We start from the raw sequence: 20783 nt of genomic DNA, 5'->3' as shown, positions 1-20783 counted from the left end.
CGACAAAGATTGCAGGCCGAATGAGCCGCATGGACGCGGCGAAAGGGGCTGTCGAGCTGGGAGCGAGTCAGCGCCGGTTCGATAAGCCTGCGAGCTGCCGGAGGGGATGGCGAAGCCACAATATTTCGCGCAAAGGCGCGGGTGTTGGGCCGCCGCCCTGCGGCCCGACTCGGTTGAGGCGGCGGAGTCAAAGTGATCACTGAGCGAATATCAACCGAAACCAGATCCGATCTATCGCAGCCAAGGTGAACACTGAAGCTATTACAACCGAACCGATCACCAAACCTTGATCCCCCTAAATGCGACTCAAACAATCAATCGCAATAGCCTTAAAACTATCAAAATGCTGACTACTCAATAAACGACTCATCGACCGCTCCCGCACAAAGGTCACGAACAAATCGTAAATCGCCATTGCTTCTTCATAATCAGTCTTGCTGATAGCCAGCAAGAAAATAACGTAAGCCACTTCACCATCACCCCAAGCAATCCCATTGGGGGCTAACATGGTGACGACCACGGTTTTCTTCGCCAATAAACCCAACGAATGGGGTAGCGCGATCCCCTCGCCTAGCATGGTCGAGACAATCGCTTCCCGCTCAACCACTGACGGGTAAAAATCAGCATCAACGAAACCTTCAGCTTCTAACTCGCCGCAGACTTTTTCAAATAACTGCGCCTGCGTCATCGGCTCGTCGATAATCATAAAATGATTGCTGTCGAAAAACTTCTCCAGCATGTATGGCCGAGTGCGATCCACTAAAACCAATTTGCCTAACTGCTCTAACTGATACTCCGTCGGGAACGGTGACATCACCACCACCGGCTTGTTCTTTTCCGCTAATCGCGAATTAGAAATAATGAAATCTTCGTCGATATGGTCGAGAACTTCATAATCACGCAGAGAAATAGTCTGTGTCATCACAATTTGCGGATACTTACGGGAAATCTGGGCCTGAATCATTCGCGTGGTCGAGTTGCCGGTATCACACACCAGCATCACCTGCGGGTGGCGCTGATATCCAATATTGTAGTGACGCTCTAGCCCTACCCCAATATGCAGTACCAGATAGCCAATTTCATTCTCGCTCAAGCTGTAAGGGGTGTATTTCCCCCAACTGGATACCGCCGCCAGTGTCACATCATAGGCCATCGGGTAGTGCTGTTTGATGTTGGATAACAATGGATTAGGAATGGTTATCTGATACTTCACCCTCGTAATCATGGTTTTGATATGGGTGAGCAAATCACTGCGTAGCTGCTTATCGCCCTGCAAATTGTAGTTATAGTGCGCGTTAATGTAAGAGAGGATGTAATCCACCAGCGTCTCTTCATCGTCGGCATTGATTTCACTCGGGCGGCTGGTACTGGGCTGGCTGGCTTGCACTCGACGCGCCGCAATATTCACCCGTAGGTAAGCTTCTTCAGCCGCTGAAATATCTTTACCAGACAGTAATTTAAGCTCACTCGCCAAGCGAGCTGAAGCCAGTTTCACCGCCTCATCGACATCTTCAGCGTCAAAATCGGATAATGGGTAACCGTCGGTGATGCGTTTGATAGCTACCGCACAGTAGAAAATCAAGTATTGCTCACCTTCATCGGTTAACCGCACCGCATATTGATCCAACAGCTCATGGAGCTGTTCAGTTAAATCAGGAATAGCCTGAATACTGAGAAATTCGTTTTTTAATAATGGGTTATCGGCATCTTGCAGTTGTAATTGGAATAAAAGATCAGTGAGACAGGTACGGATAGATAATTCCGTCCCGAACAACTTCATGCCATAACGAGGTTTGGTTTCAATCGTCAGATGATAGCGATTTAGCCTTTCTCTCACCTCAGCCATATCATTTTGCAGCGTGCCACGGCTGACAAACCATTCATCGGCTAAATCTTCGAGCTTCAATGAAAAGGCGGAGGTCAGAAAACGGATTAACAGATAATGCACTCGTTCATGGGCAGTACGTGGGGTCAAATGGGTTTTACGATTTTGCGGTTGGAGCGCCCGAAAGCGTTCAGCATCATCGATCATTAACCGATAACCAAAACCACGGTTATGCACAAAGTGTGCGCCATAATGCTCAAGAACTTCATTCAACGCCGTAATATCTGCCCGTACAGTCCGCGTCGAGACTGCAAAACGCTTCGCCAACTCATCTTGAGGTAGCGTTTCCGATTGCAATGCATCGAACATATAGGCCAGACGTTGATAGGGAAATCTCACTGCTCCACTCCGTTATTCAAGCATGCTGTTTTTAAGTCATTCAGCGCCCCTGCCAGCATGTGCGCAGGGGGCGTCTCTCACTTCATTTCAGGGTCGCAGCATAAAATGTTAGACCACAATTTTCTTCACGATATCCAATAAGGTTTTCACATCTTCTGGACGAGTATGACCCGTTTTACTGTCGATGATCGAGCTGTAGATGTGCGGGATGATTTTCGTCACACCGGCATCCAGTGCAATTTGCACGATTTGTTCGAAGTTCTCCAGATCGATACCGCCCGTCGGTTCCAACCAGAAACCGGTCGCCGCACAAGCTTCAGCCACAAAACGGTATTCCTCGATAGAATCCAATCCGTTCATCGGGAAGAATTTGATGGAGCTGCCGCCCATATCACGCAACATGGCAATGGCAGTCGTCACGGGAACAATCGCGTCCTTTTGCTGCGAGCTGAGCGGGCCAGTAGAAATCTTCACATAGCCCACTTTGCCGGTTGGCGAAATCAGGCCGTTCACCACGGTATCCTGTTGCCCCAACAACGCGCGGCTTGGGCCGACACCGGTAAAGACCTGATTCACATGCTGCGGTTGAACCTGCTGTGATATTTGGCTGACCATGGTCGATTGCTTAGGATCGCCCGCCCCCAGCCCGACAGACAAGGCATTATCGATAAGTGCGGCGTATTCACGCATGTCTTTGATGGCACTGTCGACATCGGGATAATTTTTCGATAATACGCCCACCAGCACATGGCCTTCGGCCGCCTGATAGATCTCACGCGCATTCTCTTTTGAACCGGCCAGCACATTCAGGCACACCCGATCACGGTAATAATTTGGGGTCAATTTCATGAGTTAGGCTCCCTTCACCAAGCGATTGATGCAGCTGTAAATTGTCTCAAGTTGCGGTGCCGTGACGCTGCGAACGTCCACCTCAATTTTGCCTTCATTCGCTTTATAAGCACGGAAATAAATAGCGATATCGCCATTTTTTAACGCATCCACCAGATCAGGTGTTGAGCGGCCAATCTTGGCCTCATCAAAACTGATTTCTGTGCGAGCAATATCGCGCCCAGCAGCATCCCAGACCACTTGGGCTGATACGCCGTCGATGGTATTCAGCTGTGCAATGAAAGGTGCCATCTTCGCCACCATCTGCTGCCCAGTCTCTTTTTCCAGTGTCATGTAGCTTTCAATCGCGCGAGTCAGGCCGAGGATCCCCTCTTTACCGACTTTCATCGCACGTCCAATGCCGTTTGATTGCAACTTCACCCAATCGACATAGGTTTTCTTGCCAAGAACCAACCCGCTGGTTGGCCCTTCAATGGCTTTGGCCCCGCTATAAATCACCAAGTCAGCGCCCATTTGGTAGTAGCACAGCAAATCTTCTTCCGCTGCCGCATCAACTATCAGAGGGACTTGATGCTTACGGGCAATCACCACTGCCTGCTCAACAGACAAAATGCTTTTTTGCACACAATGGTGGGATTTTATGTACAAGATAGCCGCTGTATTTGGCGTGATCGCGGCTTCAAGCTGTTCCGGCAAACATTCATTGGCGTATCCGGCTTCCACAACTTTACCGCCACCGAGTGTCACCATGGTATCGACTGGCGCACCAAAGTTAACGTTATGGCCCTTCGGTAACACGATTTCGTGAGGCACGGTACGAGGTGCAGCATGGAGATTGACCAGCAAATTCGCGTCATCTTTCACGATGACGGCCGCGACAGATTGTGCAATCCCCGCAGAAGCGCAGGACACTACCACTGCACTCTCAACATTCAATAAATTGGCAATGTAAGCACCGGTGTTATTCACCAGATCTTTCATGACAAAGTAATGGTTCAGGCCTAATTCCACCGCATCAACCACATCTTGTCGTGGCGTTGAAACACCGAGCATCGTCATACGGCCAGATGCATTAATAACCTGTTTTAACTGGTATTTTTCATAAACTGAAGACATCTTTTGACTTCCCTTCGTCAGTTAACACGACGTCACCGGCGACCACAGCGGCCAGTGGCACCAGATATTTCTCACCGGTAACCGATTTACCTTCCGAATCATTAAAGACCTGAGGTTGCTGTTTCAACTCAAAAATAGTCAGGTCAGCGTCATAGCCTTCTGCCAGTTTGCCTTTTTGGGACAAGCGCAGCGCTTGCGCGGCATTCAGTGTCACGCAGTCAATAACCTGTTCCAAGCTTAGACCGACAGTGAAGAATTTGGACATCACGGTCGCCAAGCTGTGAACCGGCCCGTTAATGCGGTTGCGGCAATAGATGTCGGAGCTAATGGTATGCGGGTAGATGCCTTGCTTGATGGCTAGCGCGGCAACATCAAAGCTGAAACTGGCGCTGCCATGGCCCACATCCAACAACACGCCACGCTTTAATGCGCGCTGGATAGACTCACGCAAGGCACCAGCGGGGGTTAAAATGCGGTTAGGTTTGCCGTTATAGCAATGGGTAATAATGTCCCCTTGCGTCAATAAATCGGCAATTTCATCCAGATCCGGCGGGTTATTCCCAATGTGCACCATCAGCGGTAATTGATGGTTTTCTTGCTGGATTTCTTTGGCTCGAATGAGGGGCTTAATACCATTTTGGCCCACCACGCTGCTGCTCATCCGCGCTTTAATGCCAATAATAAAACCGGGGTTACGCGCTATCGCTTGGCTGACACTTTGCTTATCAATCTGCGCCATATCGGCTAATTCGTTTTGTGTCACGATGCCAGTTTTGGCAATATTCAGAAAAGCGTAAACATGCGTTTTCGCCGCACGGGTCAGCCGATAGAAATCATCAACATCATTCGCACCGGTACTGCCCGCATCTACCACGGTGGTCACGCCACTGGCAACACCAATTAAATCAGCTTCATCGTGATAAATAGGTGAGGCGGGGTAACAGTGAACATGGGAATCAATCCATCCAGCACTGAGGTAATATTTCCCCGCCAGATCCAGTACTTTTTTAGCCGGATAAAAAGAAGAGCCTGTTGGATTATTTTCAGCATTCGAGGAAGCTGCACTCACCGCCGTGATTTTCCCATCATTGATTGCAATATCAACCTGACGGCCATCAACCAATACTGCTCGAGTGATAATAAAGTCATGCATTATCTTTATTCTCCGTAATACCCTACTTGCTTGGTATGGCTGCGGGGTAAATATCCGGTAATTCGAATATTTACCCCGATGTTCAAGAAATCGCGACCGGGAAAATTGACCCTAAAATCATGGCCCCTAAAATTGCACCACCGGTAATCGGTTTATTCCACAGATAAAACAATAATGCGCCGCCAAGAGAACCAATCCCAATCGGAATAGATGCAGTGATCGCAGACAGGATAATCAGTGGCCCTAAGAAACGGCCTGATGAGTTACCTGCCCCCATCATCACATCGGCACCGTAAGTCGAATCACTTTGGTTAATGGTAAATTTACGCGCCAAAATAATCAGATAACCAATGGCGAGACCAATGATTAAGCCAGTTACCAGTGATGCGGCAAAATTAGCCACTGGGAAGACAAAACCTGCCCCCAGTAATAATGCCGGCACACCCAAACCAACACCGGTTTGAATCGCGCCGCCGATATCTAAAATACCGACCAATGAACCTTCGATGATACGAGCGAATAAGAAGCTGGCACCAAATGCCGCTACCGCGCCATAAACACCGGTATCCATACCTGCACGTAGCATAGAAACAAATGCCACTTCGTTAAATGCGCCGATACCATATAAGTAATACATATGAGTACCCGCAAATACGCCGGAAGATAACAGTCCTACAAAAATCGGAAAGGACCAGTCGGCATACCAGAAATTATTCTTGGTTTGTTCATCCATCATTAAGCTCCTCTCGCTCTGTTATTTTCCGCTCAATGCGTTATGAATGGTATCGAGCCACATAGGGACACCCAGACTGAATGACTCCAATAACTTCATATCAAATCCGCGGAAGAAACCACTGAGCACAAATAGCAGCACAATCACTGTCATCATGATTTTCGTGACTTTATTCCAACCACTTTCCTCAACGCCTTTACCGATTAAAATACCCAGTACCAGGCCCGGAACGGCATTCCCCATAATAAGCTGTGCTAAACCACCAAATATCGTGGCCCAGAAGCCAGAACGACGCCCAGCATCAATCGCAGCTAACCAGAAAATAACAGGCATCACGGTGTTAACCAGAATATTGGCGGCAGGGACTAAGACTTTAATCGCCGTTACCTGCAATGCGGCTGGTACCGCTGACGCCGTGGTATTAAGGAAACTAACAACAATAATCCCGATAATGCCGCAGGCAATCGCCATCTTTTTCGGGTTATGCATGGTTTCCGCGACATTGCGATTTTTTATCATCAATGCGGCGGCACCCCAGTTAGGAATGATGCGGTGGTCAACGTCCTGAGTGAACGCCCCAGCGGCGACCGATGAAGCCCAAGCGTTGAAGAAGAAGCCGAGCCCGAAGGAGAAATGCGATGCTGGATCACCCTCGCACGAGTTCAACTCGCCCAAGGTACGAAATGCACCCATTCCTTGTATTGTCGGCGCATGGAACATACGGGCGGCCCCAACACCAACCCCCACGCCAACCAGTCCGCCGATAATAATCGACTTAAAAAGAATAATTAGAAACATCAACATATCCTTTCATTTGTTAGTTTTCCCTAAGTAATTGAAGTGACCGCACGCGGTAAAAACAAATACAAAGGCATTCATTTTTATTGAGCTATCAAGACAATATTGACCGACAAAGACTGCTTATTTAGTAATGAAGGCGACTTTATCAGTGTCAATCATTGTCACGTTCACCGTGATATCTAATTCCACGCTGTAGGTTTTTCTTTCACGTGCCAGAAAGAAGAATAAAAACTTCTCTTTCTTCACCGATAACTCAGCGCGTAATACTTTTACGTCTTGTGGTTCAATGCGTAACAGAATATTTTGTGTCGATTTCAGCACTGTATTTTGGACATTTCCCAGCGCATTCGCGAAAGCTTTACCTTTGGTATCGCCTTTACCTTTGACCTGCACTTGAGTGGTGTATTGCTCTTTCATTACGGCTGACCATATTTCTTGATATAGGCTTCCACTAATTTTTGCCCTAACTCTTCTTTATCCATAAATCCGAAGCCTAATACCTTGCAGCCTTCATTTATTGCCGTCACACCTTCTTCAACTGAACGCATGCCGTATTTCGCTTTGTAACCATATTTATTTTGGGCTGTAATCGCGCCTGCACCGCCGCTACCACAGAATGAAATACCGAAATCTGCTTGTTCGCTATTCATCACATCGCCCAGTTTCATGTCAGCGGCAACGCCGGGAATAACCACCACGCGGCCACCAGCCAATTCAACACCTTGTCCTACTTTCTGGCCTTTTCCTAAACGGTCGCCAATCACAACGGTAATTTGACTCATAGTTTCTTCTCCAGATTCGTATTTTAGGGGTTATTATCTTTCGCGACTTCGAAATGCACCGACAGTAGATAAGCTTCTTCAATCGGTAAGTTGGCAAACTTGTCGACAACTTGCTGGGCCATTTGCATCGAATGCGTAGAAATTTCATCAAATAATGATTTATCGACCTCAGGTAATGGCTCGCCGGTTATTGAACGCAGTACCATTGCCCGAATATGTGATGTCAGCATTTGTTGCTGAACATCGTTAGTAAAAATATTTTCGGCATTTAGCATTGCCGTAATTTCAGCTAATACCCGTTCAGTGATGATATTGGCTTCGTCCACTTGCGGTTCCTCGGCTGCATTCATTGCGGCTACATCATTCACGCTGGCAATCCTCTATCTCTTTTTCCCGAAAAAACTTTCTGACGACAAAGATAGGTTCCGTTACCTTCCCTCTGCGCGATGACATCACCCTACCTGCAAGCCGAATAGGTGTGTAGTGGCATTTTTTCCAGTTCAAAGTGGAAATATCATGTCGTGGGGGGATCACATTCGCAAAATAGGTGATAACAGAGCTAACTTAATCATTAACAACAAAATAACTTTTAATATGAATACTCGCTGATTCCCTGTGGCGGAAAATGTTCGTGATCCTGATCTCTTTCTTTTCTAGCCGGAAGCGCCTAATATCAGTTTATTATTAAGCTATTTTCTAACACCCCCTCTCCTATGGCGTGGGGGTGTTGCTTTTGTGTTGTTTGCTAAATTGAATTGGAGAGTGGTATGACCAAGCCAACCATCACGATTAACGAGCTGGATGCTGAACGTTTGGATGCGTTACTGGCGCAACCGGCTTTTGCCGGTACTGTGGTCGCACAAGCGCTCAATGAAGAACTGGATCGCGCAGAGATCTTGCCACCCAATGCCATTCCGGCGGATGTGGTGACCATGAACAGCCGCGTGCGTTTTCGCGATCTGAGTAATCAGGAAGAGCATATCCGCACACTGGTTTACCCTGCTTCGCTGAAAGACAGCAATGAGCAATTGTCCGTTATGGCACCGTTAGGTGCAGCATTGCTCGGGTTGCACGTCAATGATGAAATCAGTTGGGCACTGCCTGGTGGCGACGAAACCCGTATTACCGTGCTGGAATTGCTGTATCAGCCAGAAGCTGCGGGCGAATTCCACCGTTAATCAGGCATCAACGAAAGATGACAGTGCAGGTGGGTGCGGGTAAAGCATCAATGCATATGTTGTGAGGGTAACAGCCTGTGGCCATTACCCTCTTTACGTCTGTTAGCGGTATTTTTTGTGGTAGGTATCACGGGTCGCCTTAAAGTCTTGGGCTGCTTTTTTAGCTTCATCCAGTTTGCCTTGATTCGCTAATGCCAGCGCACCATCAATCTGGCCGATAAGTAAGTCCAAGCCATGGCGGAAATCCTTCACCTCCGCGCTTCCCTCGCCTTTACTCTTCAATTTGCTTGGAATGCCCTTTTGCGCATCCTGCGCGGCTACACGCATCGCCTCGAGGCCTTTTTTGATGACATCTGTCGAATCTGCCTTCAATACTTTGCCGTAATTCTCGGCAATCGTGTCCATGTTGTCTGCCACACTGGCGGCCATAACTAACGTGCTGGTGCTGAGTAACACCGCCGCTACTAACGCCATCATTTTCTTACCCATGCTCACATTCCTTCTATCCCCATCAGGCTTAGCATGCCATGTTGCATACAGCCACCTAAGCCATTGGGTAGGTTTATAGTTATTGAAATACTGCTTATTGGTCTATTGCTTCATTAGTACATTGCTCATATTGAACATAGGCAATAGAAGACCAAACTGACAATGATTATTTGTTGTCAGTTGGGAAAGTCAGCGTTGTACGGGAAAATAAAAGGGATGGGTTGCTCGCGATCAGCAATAGGCAGCGATTTTTTCTCTGTTTTCAGCGATTAAGATAACACCCCATTTCGACGTATCCGGATGTCTGCTCCAGATTTTCTCTTCTGGGATACTGGTGCCGTTGTAAGGAACTCGGTCACCGCTATAGGGGTAAAATTTGCCTGCCTCAGAATCTAATATAAACACAGCCAACTTGTCTGACTCACGAGCTATCTTCTGCCAAAGAGCCTGACCCGCCTCATACTGCTTATTATCACTCATTAAGATTAGGCCGCACTTGAGCACTAAAACCTCGTAGAGCAGCGTAGCCAACCCTTTGCCCCGCTCATTCAAATCAATCACCATTCCTTCTACTTGAAAGAGTGCAGAATCCTGCCAAAAACGATGAACCGAAATGACGTTATGACCTAACTCCTGCTTGGCCACCAGATCCAGAGCCGCAATAACCCGATGACGAGGTATGCCATTAAAACTTTCTGTATTTAAACGGATAATGGCGGCTTTAGGGACTTTGATATCAAATACAACGGCGTATTCCATACCGAATAATTCAAATTCATGGATGACCTTAAATTCCCGGGCAATAGTGGCTGGGCTATACGTGCTTGGCATCACAATCATCTTTGAACTTCCCCGCATCAATACTGGCATTATCATTTCTTTTGACTATAAAACATCCACTTGAACGGAGGAAGATTACCATGTCAGAGAAATGAGCACACAAAGCCGCCCGTATTGCTACAGGCGGAGAATGGAATGAGAAAATGACAGGAAGGGTATTATTCGCCTGCAATCTTCATGGCAGGTAACAAGACAGAGCCGCATTGGATATTACTGCGCGTTTCGATATCACTGCCGACGCTCACAATATTGCGCAGCATGTCTTTCAGATTACCGGCAATGGTAATCTCACTGACCGGATACTGAATCTCACCGTTTTCGACCCAGAAACCTGCAGCACCACGTGAGTAATCACCGGTAACAGTACTGACGCCTTGGCCCATCAATTCAGTCACTACTAAGCCTTTATCCAACTGCTTGAGCATACCGGCGAAATCCTGCCCCTGACCGGCGATGCGCCAGTTATGGATACCCCCTGCATGCCCTGTGCTTTGCAGCCCTAACTTACGGGATGAATAGCTGGTCAGCAGGTAAGTTTGCAGCACCCCATCTTTGACGATTTCTCGTTGTAACGTGCGCACACCTTCGCTGTCGAATGGCGTCGATGCTAAGCCACGTAACAAATGCGGATGTTCTTCGATGGTCAGCCAATCAGGCATAATCTGCTGGCCGAGATGGTCAAGCAAGAAGGTGGATTTGCGATAAATATTACCGCCGCTGATGGCTGACACCAAATGACCGAACAAACCAGTAGCCACTTCAGCGGCAAACAGCACCGGCGACTGCATCGTCGGCAGCTTACGTGGAGACAAGCGAGATAACGTGCGGCGGGCACACTCTTCACCCACCCACTCAGGGTTGGCTAAATCCTCCATCCGGCGGCCAATGGTATAAGCATAATCGCGTTCCATATCCCCATTGTGCTCGGCGATAACACTGCTCGAGAGCGAATGACGACTGGAGCAATAGCTCTGCAACATGCCGTGGCTATTACCAAAAACTTTGATGCCATAGTGGCTGTTAAAGCTGCCACCTTCCGTATTGGTAATGCGCTTATCGGCCTGCAATGCAGCCTGTTCTGCTCTGGCCGCCAGCAAGATACCTTGCTCAGCATCCAAATCACTCGGATGGAACAAATCCAGATCCGGCGCATCAAAAGCCAATAGCGATTTCTCTGCTGGCCCTGCATAAGGGTCTGGTGAGGTGTAGCGAGCGATATCCAGTGCCGCTTGCACGGTACGCGCGACAGCATCTGGATTTAAATCGGTAGTAGACGCACTGCCTTTACGCTGCTGGTGATAAACGGTAATTCCCAGCGCACCATCGCTGTTGAACTCCACGTTCTCCACTTCACCAAAGCGTGTGCTGACGCTAATTCCGGTGGTTTTACTCACGGCTACTTCGGCCGCATCGGAACCGGCGCGGGCCAATTCCAAAGCCTGTGCAACGGCTTGTTCCAGCGTTTTACGCTGTTCTGCAACTTGAGTGACTACTTTCATCTATCTGCCATAATTAATGAGATAATCGTTCAGGAAAGTGTCGTAATACGACGACTTACACGGATAAAATAGAGAACGCCATACTTTTGAGTCTATCAGAGATCTTTGTACAATTTCGCAGAAAGCAAACAACCTGCTACGATTAGCCTCTTTTTAAGGAATTTGACCATGAACAAACAGCCCGAAGACTGGCTAGACGAAGTCCCAGAAGATAAAAATGACGATGATGATGAGATTATCTGGGTCAGTAAAAGTGAAATCAAGCGTGATGCCGAAGCACTGAAAGATCTCGGTACCGAGCTGGTTGAGCTGGGTAAAAACGCGCTAGAGAAGATCCCATTAGATGAAGATCTGCTGGCGGCGATTGAGCTGGCGCAGAAAATCAAAAAAGAAGGTCGCCGTCGCCAAATTCAGTTAATTGGTAAAATGTTACGCGCCCGTGATGTCGAGCCAATTCAAACTGCTCTCGATAAACTGAAAAACCGCCATAACCAACAAGTTTCGCTGTTCCATAAGCTAGAGCTACTGCGTGATCGCTTGGTTGAAGAAGGTGATGATGCGATCCCAACCGTATTGGATTTGTATCCAGACGCCGATCGCCAGCAACTACGTAGCTTGGTGCGTAACGCCCAAAAAGAAAAAGCCGCCAATAAGCCGCCGAAGTCCTATCGCCAGATTTTCCAATATCTGCGTGAACTGGCAGAAAAGCAGCAGTAATGACGTCATAGACAGTGCCTATTCATTTAGGCGTTTGTCACCGCCGCTTGGCTATGGGCGGCGCGTAGAGTTAAAGATGGCAAGGGAACGTGGCCTAGTTAATATTAAAGCGCAGACTCCCTGCCAGCTCTTCTTCTGCCTCTTCGAGCAACAACACTATCGCCCCAAATCGGCGTTTCCGGCGGTGATTGAAATGAATAAATTCAATCTCTACCGGTAATGCTATCTCGCCTGTTACGACATCCCACAACGCATCCAAATTCGCGCCAAAATCTTCGCTCAGGGAAAACTTCTGAGCAAAATCACGGTAAAATGCAGGGAAATCAGGTATATGGTCAAAATCGAATACCACTTTTACCATTTTCTCACTCCATCCGAATGAAATGCTTGTAGTGATCCTGAGTCAGATAAATCAGGCCATCATTTGAGTACAACAACCGATCACTGCCACGGTGACCACAGCGATAATTCACATCAGCCTCACGCCAGTTACGCCCCTTGGCCTCAGGCAGTTGACGTTCACGGTTAGAAAAACGATCGCCACCAATTGCGCGCCCCGGCAGTACCTGACACAGATTCCCTTCCTTAGGATCCCAGCCCTTTTGGCGGGCCTGCTGCTTGGTGATGTAAAAATCCGGCAGCCGGTGGTGTTTTTGTAAGTATTCCACCACCGATTTATGCTGAGTTAATTGCTCGATAGATACCGGTGTCGATACCGATGGGCGCGCCAGATCGGGTGATTGACCAATATCACGCGCAGTGACACCATCAAAACCTTGCATGGCGGCGACGAGCAGCAGCAGTACCGCGCCTAAAATAGTGATAATCCGTTTATTCATCATGGCCTTCCTTAACCCTTAAGCGTCCAAAAACAGTTGTACTGCACATAGTGATCGCTTACATCCCCACGGTTGCAATGAAAGTGACGCATTTATCTGACTTACAGATTGCCTAAATGCAGGGTTTTAACTTCCATAAACTCTTCTAATCCTAGCACTGAACCTTCGCGGCCCAGACCGGATTCTTTCACACCACCAAAGGGAGCCAGTTCCGTCGATACGGAGCTTTCATTAACACCAATCATGCCGCTTTCCAATGCCTCTGACACGCGAAATACCCGTTGCAGATTCTGGGTGTAAAAATAGGCCGCAAGCCCAAATGGCGTATTATTGGCGCGCTTAATAACTTCATCTTCTGTTTTAAAGCGGAAGCATGCTGCCAACGGGCCAAATGTCTCTTCAGAAGCCACTTTCATCTGTTCGTTAGCATCGGCAATTACCGTCGGTTCGAAGAAGTTACCACCTAATTTATGACGATGACCACCGGCCAATAATCGGCCACCTTTTTCGAGGGCATCTTTAACGTGATCTTCGACCTTCTCCAGCCCCGCGAGGTTAATCAATGGTCCCATATCAACGTCTTTATCCATGCCGTTGCCCACTCTCAACTTTTTGACCTCAGCGGCCAAGCGGCTGACAAACGCATCGTACACGCCCTCTTGAATATAGAAGCGATTGACGCAGACACAGACCTGCCCAGCATTGCGGAATTTACAGGCCATCGCCCCCGCCACTGCAGCTTCTAAATCAGCATCATCAAACACGATATAGGGTGCATTGCCGCCCAGCTCCATCGAGATCTTTTTCATGGTCGCGGCAGCATTGCGCATCAGGGTTTTGCCCACTTCAGTGGAACCGGTGAAAGAGATTTTGCGCACATCAGAACTGGCCATGATGGCATCACTGATAGCATGGGTATCACCGGCAACACCATTCAGCACCCCCGCAGGTACGCCCGCTTTTTCGGCTAATGCCAGTAAGGCGAAAGCAGACAGTGGGGTGTTATTGGCAGGCTTAATCAGCCCAGTACAACCGGCAGCCAATGCCGGGCCAAGTTTGCGGGTCAGCATCGCTAGCGGGAAATTCCACGGCGTGATAGCCGCTACAACACCAACCGGTTCGCGCGTCGCAAAAATACGCGCTCCTTCTTTGGCGGGAGGAATAATTTCACCGTTGGCACGTTTGGCTTGCTCACTAAACCATTGAATAAAGCTGGCAGCATAGGCCACTTCACCTAATGCTTCTTTTAGTGGTTTACCTTGCTCTGAAACCATTATCTCAGCCAATGCTTGCTGATGTTCCATGATCAGTAAATACCAACGCTGGAGAATTTCTGCCCGTTGTTTAGCCGGTGTTTTGCGCCAAGCAGGAAATGCCTCACTGGCGGCTTGAATGGCGGCTTCGGTTTCATTTTTGCCGGCTTTTGCCACTTTGGCGACTAATTCGCCGGTGGCAGGATTGCGGACCTCAAACGTGTCTGGCGCTTGGTGCCATTTACCCCCCACAAAATAGCCGAGGTGGTAAACACCGTCGCTGTGCTGTTGGGTCTGTAATGGATTCTGGATGGAATGTGATGCTGACATCTTGTCGACCTCCTTTAGGGAAGTAATGCCCTCCATCAGTGAAGGGCGCGGGAAGATTGTTTGATAGAAGTATAGCCCTTGAAGAAGCGATGAGAACAGCTTACCCCCTTTGCAGCGTTAACTAGATAAGAGCACTCTGATATCGGTGCAACATCTCCGCGAGCCGTTTTACGGGTTGGGTAATCGAATCAGATAACTGATAATCCGATAATTTTTGTTGGTATTGATCCAATTCTTGTAATAGCCGAGCAAAGTAATAACGCCGTTTCTGATCATTCTTCGCATTAATAACACGATCGGCGGTATAGCGAATTTGCTTATGAAAGGCACTCAATTCAACATTCGCGGGGATCTCGGTGTGATTAAGCCGCTGATGGGCGATGATCAACGTTAATGCCAGACGATACTTATCGATATCGCCAGGGAACATCATTAATAATTGGTTTAGTTGCTGATAGAGCATCGGTAAATGATTTTCGCTGCGGCGCGCTTGATTGGTGGTCAAGGCCGATACCGCGCTATAAACAAAGCGGTTTAATAACGTTCTACCCGTTCTATCTTTGGCATTATCACGGATCAGCAGCAAGACAATCAGGGAGACAAAGCAGCCAACGATTTGCCCCAACGCGCTGTCGAGAAACAAGCTCACGTTAAATTCCATCGGATTACTTAGCACCATAATATTGATGGTACTGGCTAATGTCCCCAATGACCCCAAACGCCGCTTCTGCACTTCGATACCAATCACAAAAGCCAGTAAACCCAAGCTGATACACAGCAGCAGCAAGCTTTGCTGCGTGGCAGGAATAATAAACATAAAGTAAAGTGCGCCAATCGGCAGCGCCATGACCACCCCTAACAGGAAGTCGATGGCGACCATACGCGGGTTGGGCGTACGCATGGCCAATGAGGTGACCACCGCAATCATGACCATGCAGCCAGCGCCAGACGTCCAGCCTGTCCATAGCCAGAACAACCCACCGATCGCTGTCGCGATACCAGTACGCAATCCATTGATCATGGCATGATGGCCTTCGGCAGAAACATGCTTGACAGGCACTTCTCTCGATAGAATTTCTTCCTCTACAGCACTGATACTACTGTTGGTATGAATCCCTTTCGCGAGCAATAAATAGCGGGTCGCGGCTCCTACCCAACTACTGATAGTTTGAGGGATGGCCTCACTGTGGCTCGCCCCAATAAATTGACGTAACTTTTTCAGCCGCTGATGAATCTCAGCAGGTGTCGATGCGGGCTCGCTCAACATGCTTTTCAGCTCAGGCGTCAGAATATCCGGATGATAAGTCTGTACCAGATAGCTCTCGCACGCTTGGGTGATCAAGGCGAGGGATTCGGTATGTAATACTCGCAAGCGGCGATTACAACGCTGCCAGCGAGATGACTCCATCATCAAATAGCTGCGCATCCCATTGAGCGCGGTGGTGTTTTTGACCAAATCATTCCAAGCGCGATCGATTTCCGTTTTTTCGGCGGGGCGAATACACAGTTGCAGCAATTGGTATTGATCCACCAGCACCTTATCCACCAACCGATCAATATCCTGCTTAATTGAACGCGGCGAAAACAGTAAATCCGCCATCACGGCGCAGACGATCCCCAACACAATTTCGCTACAGCGCTCAACCGCAAACTGCGGCGTCAATAGTGGCGTTTCACCGGTTGTGACGATGATAATCAGCGCGGTGTAACCGGCCAGACCAAAAGCATAGGAGTTTTCGACGCGAACCAGTGATGAGATCCAAGTACACACACCGGCCCATAAGCAACACAGCATTAGCGTTAAGACGGGCGCTCTGATGGTCAGCACGATAATGACCAATCCGCCAATACAGCCGATAAACGTCCCGATAATACGCAGCCAGCCACGGTGGCGAATCGCACCAGAGAAGGGTTCACCACCAGCGGCAAAAGCGGGACCCGCGGCGACAATCGCAGCCGTCAGCACCGACCAGCGTGGTGTTTCCAACTGCAAATGAAAGCCAAGAAACAGCGCTGCGACAATGGCAAAACTCAGCTTAAAAGCAAAGCGCAGGCGAATAAAGGTGGTGCTGTTCATCTTAGCCAAACTCGCGCAGACGGTGCATCAGCTTAATCACAGGGGATGCTTGATTGGGGTCGCGATCATTCGCTCCGGTTATCACCACTGTTGCCGTGGTACCGGCTGGGTACGGATGCTGCTGATCTTCACTATCTAAGTGAATCTTCACTGGCACACGCTGCGCCAAACGTACCCATTCCAGATTATTGTCGATGGTGGCGAGCCCTTTGCTATCCGCGCTACTGCTGCTATTGGTGACACCGGCCGAGATGCTATCGACAGTACCATGCAGAATACGGTTGCTGCCCAGTGGCGTGATCTCTGCCCGATCACCCGGTTTCACCCCATCTAATTTGGTTTCTTCTAGGTAGGCCAAAATATAGAACGTGTCTTTTTTCACCAGTGCAACAGCCGTTGCGCCTCGATTAATAAATTCCCCCGCATGCACATTTAAGTTAGTCACCCAACCTTGTGCTGGCGCACGCACGGTGGTGCGTTCCAGATCCAATTTGGCTAAATCACGCACAGCAATAGCTTTAGCCAGTTGATGACGAACGGTTTGCAACACATTACTGGATTGGTCAATCTCTTCTTGTGACAACGCCTGAACCCCTAAGCGCTGCCGACGACCAGATTCTCGCTGCTTCTCAGCAGCCAGAGTTTGGTAATAGGCGACATCAGCTTCCGCCTCAGCTAACGCTTGCTGATAGCGAGGTTGATCAATAACAAATAATACTTGGCCTTGCTGCACCAACTGGTTGTCTTTAACCGGTACGTCGGTAATTAATCCACTGACATCGGGTGCTATCGCCACCACATCAGCGGTAAATTTTGCATCACGGGTCCACGGTGATTCGGTATAAAACGCCCAAACTTTGAAAACAGCGATAATGGCCAGTAAAACCACCAATAAGGTGATGCCGATGCGGATTATTTTTAATGAAAAAGTACTCACGGCGACCTCAGGAGAAGAAACGAGAAATTAAATATAAAAGGCAACCGTACAACGCAGTATTAAAGAGGGCTGGGTGCCAAACAAACTCATAAATACCTGTCGGTTGCAGCAAACGGCGCACAACAAAAAACAGTGCCAGCGAAAGTAGCAGCTCCAGAAATATCGGCGGAAAAGAGAGACCGAAAATAACCATCACCGGAAGTAAACTCATTCTTAAATCCTTTCTATTATAGGATGTCGGTGAACATGGCTGAGTGAATAATCAGACGCAACACGGTTACTCATCCCACCTTTTCTACCATGGCGAAAAGCTCCAACTATCAGGAAGACTTATCGGTTAAACTTGATTGTTCGGTATAATGGCAAGCTAGACAAGGCGAGAAAAGACTTTCGCTACGCAGCATTCAGACTTCGGACAATTCACGACACCACTATATTAGCCTGCTTATTATCAACTTATCTACAATGTGTGATCTAAATCACTTTTAAGCTAGAGTTAACAATCGAGACGAAAACATCACTTATGTAGGGCAAACAATGGAAAGATTAAAACGAATGTCGGTGTTTGCTAAAGTGGTTGAGTGCGGCTCTTTTACAGCGGCGGCTAGGCAGTTGGAAATGAGCGTATCCTCTATCAGCCAGACAGTGTCAAAACTGGAAACTGAACTGAATGTTAAGTTGCTTAATCGTAGTACGCGGCGTATTGGGCTGACAGAAGCAGGCCGGATTTATTATCAAGGTTGCCGGCGTATGTTGCAGGAAGTGCAAGAAGTGCATGAGCAGTTATATGCCTTCAACAATACCCCCACCGGCACGTTGCGCATTGGCTGCTCATCCACCATGGCGCAAAATGTTCTGGCGACCATGACAGCGGAGATGCTGAAAGAGTATCCCGGCCTGTCCGTCAATTTGGTGACTGGCATTCCCGCACCGGATCTGATCACCGATGGATTGGATGTGGTTATTCGCGTCGGGGCATTGCAAGATTCGGGGCTATTTTCCCGCCGCCTCGGTTCTATGCCGATGGTTGTCTGCGCGGCCAAAAGCTACTTGTTGCAGCATGGCACACCTGAAAAGCCCAGCGATATGACCAATTTCTCTTGGTTGGAATACAGCGTCAGGCCAGACAGTAATTTCGAGTTGATTGCACCGGAAGGTATCACGACACAAATATCCCCCCAAGGCCGTTTTGTGACCAACGATTCGCAAACCATGATTTGTTGGCTGAAAGCGGGTGCAGGTATCGCCTATGCGCCGTTAATGTGGGTGATAGAAGAAATTAAGCGTGGTGAAGTGGAAGTGTTGTTCAAGAAATATCATTCAGACCCACGTCCAGTGTATGCGTTATATACCGAAAAAGACAAAATGCCCCTCAAGGTTCAAGTTTGTATCGACTATTTGACGGAATATTTTAAGGGCGTAGCGCAGATTTATCAGGGGTATCGCTGAAGACTTTTCACCGACTGAACCATGCCTTCCCTAATGGGGACAGAGAAGGCATGCTTAATATTAACTCTACGCTGTACCACCGACGGTCAGATTATCCAGTTTCAGCGTCGGTTGGCCGACACCAACAGGCAGACTTTGGCCCTCTTTGCCGCAAACGCCGACGCCTTTATCCAGCGCTAAGTCATTGCCGACCATAGAGATCTGCTGCATTGCTTCGATACCCGAGCCAATCAACGTCGCCCCTTTCACCGCACGGGTGATTTGGCCTTTCTCAATCAAATAGGCTTCAGAAGTTGAGAACACAAATTTGCCGGAGGTGATATCCACCTGACCGCCACCAAAGTTCGGTGCGTAAAGGCCATACTCCACACTGGCGATAATCTCTTCAGGTGTCGATTTGCCCGCCAGCATATAAGTGTTGGTCATGCGCGGCATCGGCAAATGCGCATAAGATTCACGGCGGCCATTGCCCGTAGGCGATACCCCCATCAGACGCGCGTTGAGCTTATCTTGCATGTAGCCTTTCAAAATGCCGTTCTCGATCAGGACATTATACTGACCTGGCACACCTTCATCGTCGATAGCCAGTGAGCCACGGCGGCCTTGCAGAGTGCCATCATCGACCACTGTACACAGCTCAGACGCGACCAACTGGCCCATCTGCCCGCTGAACACTGAACTACCACGGCGGTTGAAATCACCCTCTAAGCCATGCCCGACGGCTTCGTGTAACAACACGCCCGGCCAACCTGCGCCTAATACCACTGGCATCGCACCCGCAGGGGCCGCGATGGCTGACAGGTTAACCAGCGCCATTCTCACGGCTTCATTGGCAAAGTTATCCGCTCGCACTTCGCCATCAACCGTTTCTAAGAAGTAGTCATAACCAAAACGGCCACCGCCACCGCTGGCACCACGTTCACGTTTGCCGTTGTCTTCCACTAACACACTGACGGACAAGCGCACGAGTGGGCGCACATCGGCGGCCAGTGTACCGTCAGTGGCGGCAACCAGAACCTGCTCGTAAACACCAGTCAGGCTAGCGCTCACTTCCTGCACCCGTTTATCAGCGGCGCGAGCGACTTTATCGACACGATGCAACAGCGCGATTTTGTCTTCCCGCGACAAACTTTGCAGTGGGTCTAACAACGGGTACAGCGCTGAATGCGCGATTTCACCCAAGGTATGAACTTTGCCATTGCCAGATTCACGGACAATACTGCGCGCGGCATGAGCACTTTGCTGCAAGGCATTCAGGGTGATTTGGTCTGCATATGCAAAACCCGTTTTTTCACCGCTGACCGCTCGCACACCAACGCCCTGATCAATATTGTAAGAGCCATCTTTAATGATGCTGTCTTCCAACACCCATGCCTCGTGGTAGCTGGACTGGAAATACAGGTCAGCATAATCGAGGCGGCGTTCAGCCAATTGCCCCAACACTGAAAACAAGTCCTGATGGTTCAGCTTGTTAGCAGCGAGTAACTGCTCACTGACAAACGAGAGGCTCATAGTTT

At 48.8% G+C, this 20783-nt stretch carries 22 protein-coding genes; 3 read left to right on the top strand and 19 right to left on the bottom strand.

Features of this window, described 5'->3' with window-relative positions; all coding sequences use genetic code 11:
- Nucleotides 1-295: 295 nt before the first annotated feature.
- From DA391_RS01975 to DA391_RS01935, 9 genes are all read right to left on the bottom strand, one after another.
- Nucleotides 296-2224: a BglG family transcription antiterminator gene (locus DA391_RS01975; RefSeq protein WP_019212407.1), complete on the bottom strand. Its 1929-nt coding sequence runs from the start codon at nucleotides 2222-2224 to the stop codon at nucleotides 296-298.
- 108 nt (nucleotides 2225-2332) lie between these two features.
- Nucleotides 2333-3073 carry a 2-dehydro-3-deoxy-phosphogluconate aldolase gene (gene dagF, locus DA391_RS01970; protein ID WP_108087294.1) on the bottom strand — a complete coding sequence of 247 codons (741 nt, stop codon included), beginning with the start codon at nucleotides 3071-3073 and terminating at the stop codon, nucleotides 2333-2335.
- A gap of 3 nt (nucleotides 3074-3076) precedes the next feature.
- Nucleotides 3077-4189, bottom strand: a complete 1113-nt coding sequence (locus DA391_RS01965; protein WP_050286657.1) for a DgaE family pyridoxal phosphate-dependent ammonia lyase — start codon at nucleotides 4187-4189, stop codon at nucleotides 3077-3079.
- A complete protein-coding gene (locus tag DA391_RS01960) occupies nucleotides 4173-5342 on the bottom strand; it encodes an amidohydrolase/deacetylase family metallohydrolase (protein WP_108087293.1) in 1170 nt (389 codons plus the stop codon). Before DA391_RS01960 ends, DA391_RS01965 begins: the two co-directional genes overlap by 17 nt.
- Nucleotides 5343-5424: 82 nt before the next feature.
- Nucleotides 5425-6075: a DUF4310 family protein gene (locus DA391_RS01955; protein ID WP_019212403.1), complete on the bottom strand. Its 651-nt coding sequence runs from the start codon at nucleotides 6073-6075 to the stop codon at nucleotides 5425-5427.
- A gap of 21 nt (nucleotides 6076-6096) precedes the next feature.
- On the bottom strand, nucleotides 6097-6873 hold the full coding sequence (locus tag DA391_RS01950; protein ID WP_019212402.1) for a DUF4311 domain-containing protein: 777 nt from the start codon (nucleotides 6871-6873) through the stop codon (nucleotides 6097-6099).
- A gap of 123 nt (nucleotides 6874-6996) precedes the next feature.
- Complete coding sequence (locus tag DA391_RS01945) at nucleotides 6997-7293, bottom strand: DUF4312 family protein (RefSeq protein ID WP_050082849.1); 297 nt, start codon at nucleotides 7291-7293, stop codon at nucleotides 6997-6999.
- A complete protein-coding gene (locus tag DA391_RS01940; RefSeq protein ID WP_005271418.1) occupies nucleotides 7293-7658 on the bottom strand; it encodes a glycine-rich SFCGS family protein in 366 nt (121 codons plus the stop codon). Before DA391_RS01940 ends, DA391_RS01945 begins: the two co-directional genes overlap by 1 nt.
- 23 nt (nucleotides 7659-7681) lie before the next feature.
- Nucleotides 7682-8026, bottom strand: a complete 345-nt coding sequence (locus DA391_RS01935) for a PRD domain-containing protein (RefSeq protein ID WP_019212400.1) — start codon at nucleotides 8024-8026, stop codon at nucleotides 7682-7684.
- 399 nt (nucleotides 8027-8425) lie between these two features.
- On the opposite strand from DA391_RS01935, the gene rnk reads away from it, so the two are divergent.
- On the top strand, nucleotides 8426-8836 hold the full coding sequence (rnk, locus tag DA391_RS01930; protein ID WP_019212399.1) for a nucleoside diphosphate kinase regulator: 411 nt from the start codon (nucleotides 8426-8428) through the stop codon (nucleotides 8834-8836).
- Nucleotides 8837-8938: 102 nt separating this feature from the next.
- Here rnk and cybC read toward each other — a convergent pair whose 3' ends face one another.
- The 3 genes from cybC to pmbA form a co-directional block, all read right to left on the bottom strand.
- Nucleotides 8939-9325 (bottom strand): cytochrome b562, encoded by a 387-nt coding sequence (cybC, locus tag DA391_RS01925; RefSeq protein WP_050082852.1) that lies wholly within the window; start codon nucleotides 9323-9325, stop codon nucleotides 8939-8941.
- A 231-nt stretch (nucleotides 9326-9556) separates the two neighbouring features.
- Nucleotides 9557-10201, bottom strand: a complete 645-nt coding sequence (locus DA391_RS01920; protein WP_050082855.1) for a hypothetical protein — start codon at nucleotides 10199-10201, stop codon at nucleotides 9557-9559.
- Nucleotides 10202-10323: 122 nt separating this feature from the next.
- Complete coding sequence (gene pmbA / locus DA391_RS01915) at nucleotides 10324-11664, bottom strand: metalloprotease PmbA (protein ID WP_049609786.1); 1341 nt, start codon at nucleotides 11662-11664, stop codon at nucleotides 10324-10326.
- A gap of 168 nt (nucleotides 11665-11832) precedes the next feature.
- On the opposite strand from pmbA, the gene yjgA reads away from it, so the two are divergent.
- On the top strand, nucleotides 11833-12381 hold the full coding sequence (yjgA, locus tag DA391_RS01910) for a ribosome biogenesis factor YjgA (protein WP_019212395.1): 549 nt from the start codon (nucleotides 11833-11835) through the stop codon (nucleotides 12379-12381).
- 94 nt (nucleotides 12382-12475) lie between these two features.
- Here yjgA and DA391_RS01905 read toward each other — a convergent pair whose 3' ends face one another.
- The 6 genes from DA391_RS01905 to aaeX all read right to left on the bottom strand — a co-directional run bounded on the left by DA391_RS01905 (nucleotide 12476) and on the right by aaeX (nucleotide 18028).
- Nucleotides 12476-12742 (bottom strand): barstar family protein, encoded by a 267-nt coding sequence (locus DA391_RS01905; protein ID WP_050082859.1) that lies wholly within the window; start codon nucleotides 12740-12742, stop codon nucleotides 12476-12478.
- Nucleotides 12743-12746: 4 nt separating this feature from the next.
- Nucleotides 12747-13220, bottom strand: a complete 474-nt coding sequence (locus DA391_RS01900; protein WP_050082860.1) for a ribonuclease — start codon at nucleotides 13218-13220, stop codon at nucleotides 12747-12749.
- Nucleotides 13221-13321: 101 nt separating this feature from the next.
- A complete protein-coding gene (locus DA391_RS01895; protein WP_108087292.1) occupies nucleotides 13322-14803 on the bottom strand; it encodes an NAD-dependent succinate-semialdehyde dehydrogenase in 1482 nt (493 codons plus the stop codon).
- A 121-nt stretch (nucleotides 14804-14924) separates the two neighbouring features.
- Entirely contained in the window at nucleotides 14925-16880 is a 1956-nt protein-coding gene (aaeB, locus tag DA391_RS01890) for a p-hydroxybenzoic acid efflux pump subunit AaeB (protein WP_050872862.1), read from the bottom strand.
- 1 nt (nucleotide 16881) lies between these two features.
- Nucleotides 16882-17817, bottom strand: a complete 936-nt coding sequence (gene aaeA, locus DA391_RS01885) for a p-hydroxybenzoic acid efflux pump subunit AaeA (protein ID WP_050082866.1) — start codon at nucleotides 17815-17817, stop codon at nucleotides 16882-16884.
- Nucleotides 17818-17824: 7 nt separating this feature from the next.
- Nucleotides 17825-18028 carry a p-hydroxybenzoic acid efflux pump operon protein AaeX gene (gene aaeX / locus DA391_RS01880; protein ID WP_019212389.1) on the bottom strand — a complete coding sequence of 68 codons (204 nt, stop codon included), beginning with the start codon at nucleotides 18026-18028 and terminating at the stop codon, nucleotides 17825-17827.
- Between the two features lie 326 nt (nucleotides 18029-18354).
- On the opposite strand from aaeX, the gene aaeR reads away from it, so the two are divergent.
- A complete protein-coding gene (aaeR, locus tag DA391_RS01875) occupies nucleotides 18355-19266 on the top strand; it encodes an HTH-type transcriptional activator AaeR (protein WP_049609770.1) in 912 nt (303 codons plus the stop codon).
- A 66-nt stretch (nucleotides 19267-19332) separates the two neighbouring features.
- On the opposite strand, the gene tldD is transcribed toward aaeR, so the two are convergent.
- The gene (gene tldD / locus DA391_RS01870; protein ID WP_019212385.1) at nucleotides 19333-20778 is read right to left on the bottom strand and encodes a metalloprotease TldD; all 1446 of its coding nucleotides are present in this window, start codon (nucleotides 20776-20778) and stop codon (nucleotides 19333-19335) included.
- Nucleotides 20779-20783: the final 5 nt, after the last annotated feature.

The sequence above is a fragment of the Yersinia massiliensis genome, assembly GCF_003048255.1.
Lineage (GTDB): Bacteria > Pseudomonadota > Gammaproteobacteria > Enterobacterales > Enterobacteriaceae > Yersinia > Yersinia massiliensis_A.
Note: the sequence above shows the minus strand (reverse complement) of the source record. Positions and strands in the feature narration are given on the sequence as shown.

Excerpts from the sequence above, each read along its gene's own strand:
- DA391_RS01920 (WP_050082855.1), bottom strand. The coding sequence starts at position 10,201 with ATGATAATGCCAGTATTGATGCGGGGAAGTTCAAAGATGATTGTGATG.
- aaeB (WP_050872862.1), bottom strand. The coding sequence starts at position 16,880 with ATGAACAGCACCACCTTTATTCGCCTGCGCTTTGCTTTTAAGCTGAGT.
- DA391_RS01960 (WP_108087293.1), bottom strand. The coding sequence starts at position 5,342 with ATGCATGACTTTATTATCACTCGAGCAGTATTGGTTGATGGCCGTCAG.
- DA391_RS01965 (WP_050286657.1), bottom strand. The coding sequence starts at position 4,189 with ATGTCTTCAGTTTATGAAAAATACCAGTTAAAACAGGTTATTAATGCA.
- aaeR (WP_049609770.1), top strand. The coding sequence starts at position 18,355 with ATGGAAAGATTAAAACGAATGTCGGTGTTTGCTAAAGTGGTTGAGTGC.
- dagF (WP_108087294.1), bottom strand. The coding sequence starts at position 3,073 with ATGAAATTGACCCCAAATTATTACCGTGATCGGGTGTGCCTGAATGTG.
- yjgA (WP_019212395.1), top strand. The coding sequence starts at position 11,833 with ATGAACAAACAGCCCGAAGACTGGCTAGACGAAGTCCCAGAAGATAAA.
- rnk (WP_019212399.1), top strand. The coding sequence starts at position 8,426 with ATGACCAAGCCAACCATCACGATTAACGAGCTGGATGCTGAACGTTTG.
- cybC (WP_050082852.1), bottom strand. The coding sequence starts at position 9,325 with ATGGGTAAGAAAATGATGGCGTTAGTAGCGGCGGTGTTACTCAGCACC.
- DA391_RS01905 (WP_050082859.1), bottom strand. The coding sequence starts at position 12,742 with ATGGTAAAAGTGGTATTCGATTTTGACCATATACCTGATTTCCCTGCA.
- DA391_RS01950 (WP_019212402.1), bottom strand. The coding sequence starts at position 6,873 with ATGTTTCTAATTATTCTTTTTAAGTCGATTATTATCGGCGGACTGGTT.
- tldD (WP_019212385.1), bottom strand. The coding sequence starts at position 20,778 with ATGAGCCTCTCGTTTGTCAGTGAGCAGTTACTCGCTGCTAACAAGCTG.
- DA391_RS01895 (WP_108087292.1), bottom strand. The coding sequence starts at position 14,803 with ATGTCAGCATCACATTCCATCCAGAATCCATTACAGACCCAACAGCAC.
- DA391_RS01955 (WP_019212403.1), bottom strand. The coding sequence starts at position 6,075 with ATGGATGAACAAACCAAGAATAATTTCTGGTATGCCGACTGGTCCTTT.
- DA391_RS01900 (WP_050082860.1), bottom strand. The coding sequence starts at position 13,220 with ATGAATAAACGGATTATCACTATTTTAGGCGCGGTACTGCTGCTGCTC.
- pmbA (WP_049609786.1), bottom strand. The coding sequence starts at position 11,664 with ATGAAAGTAGTCACTCAAGTTGCAGAACAGCGTAAAACGCTGGAACAA.
- DA391_RS01940 (WP_005271418.1), bottom strand. The coding sequence starts at position 7,658 with ATGAGTCAAATTACCGTTGTGATTGGCGACCGTTTAGGAAAAGGCCAG.
- aaeX (WP_019212389.1), bottom strand. The coding sequence starts at position 18,028 with ATGAGTTTACTTCCGGTGATGGTTATTTTCGGTCTCTCTTTTCCGCCG.
- DA391_RS01945 (WP_050082849.1), bottom strand. The coding sequence starts at position 7,293 with ATGAAAGAGCAATACACCACTCAAGTGCAGGTCAAAGGTAAAGGCGAT.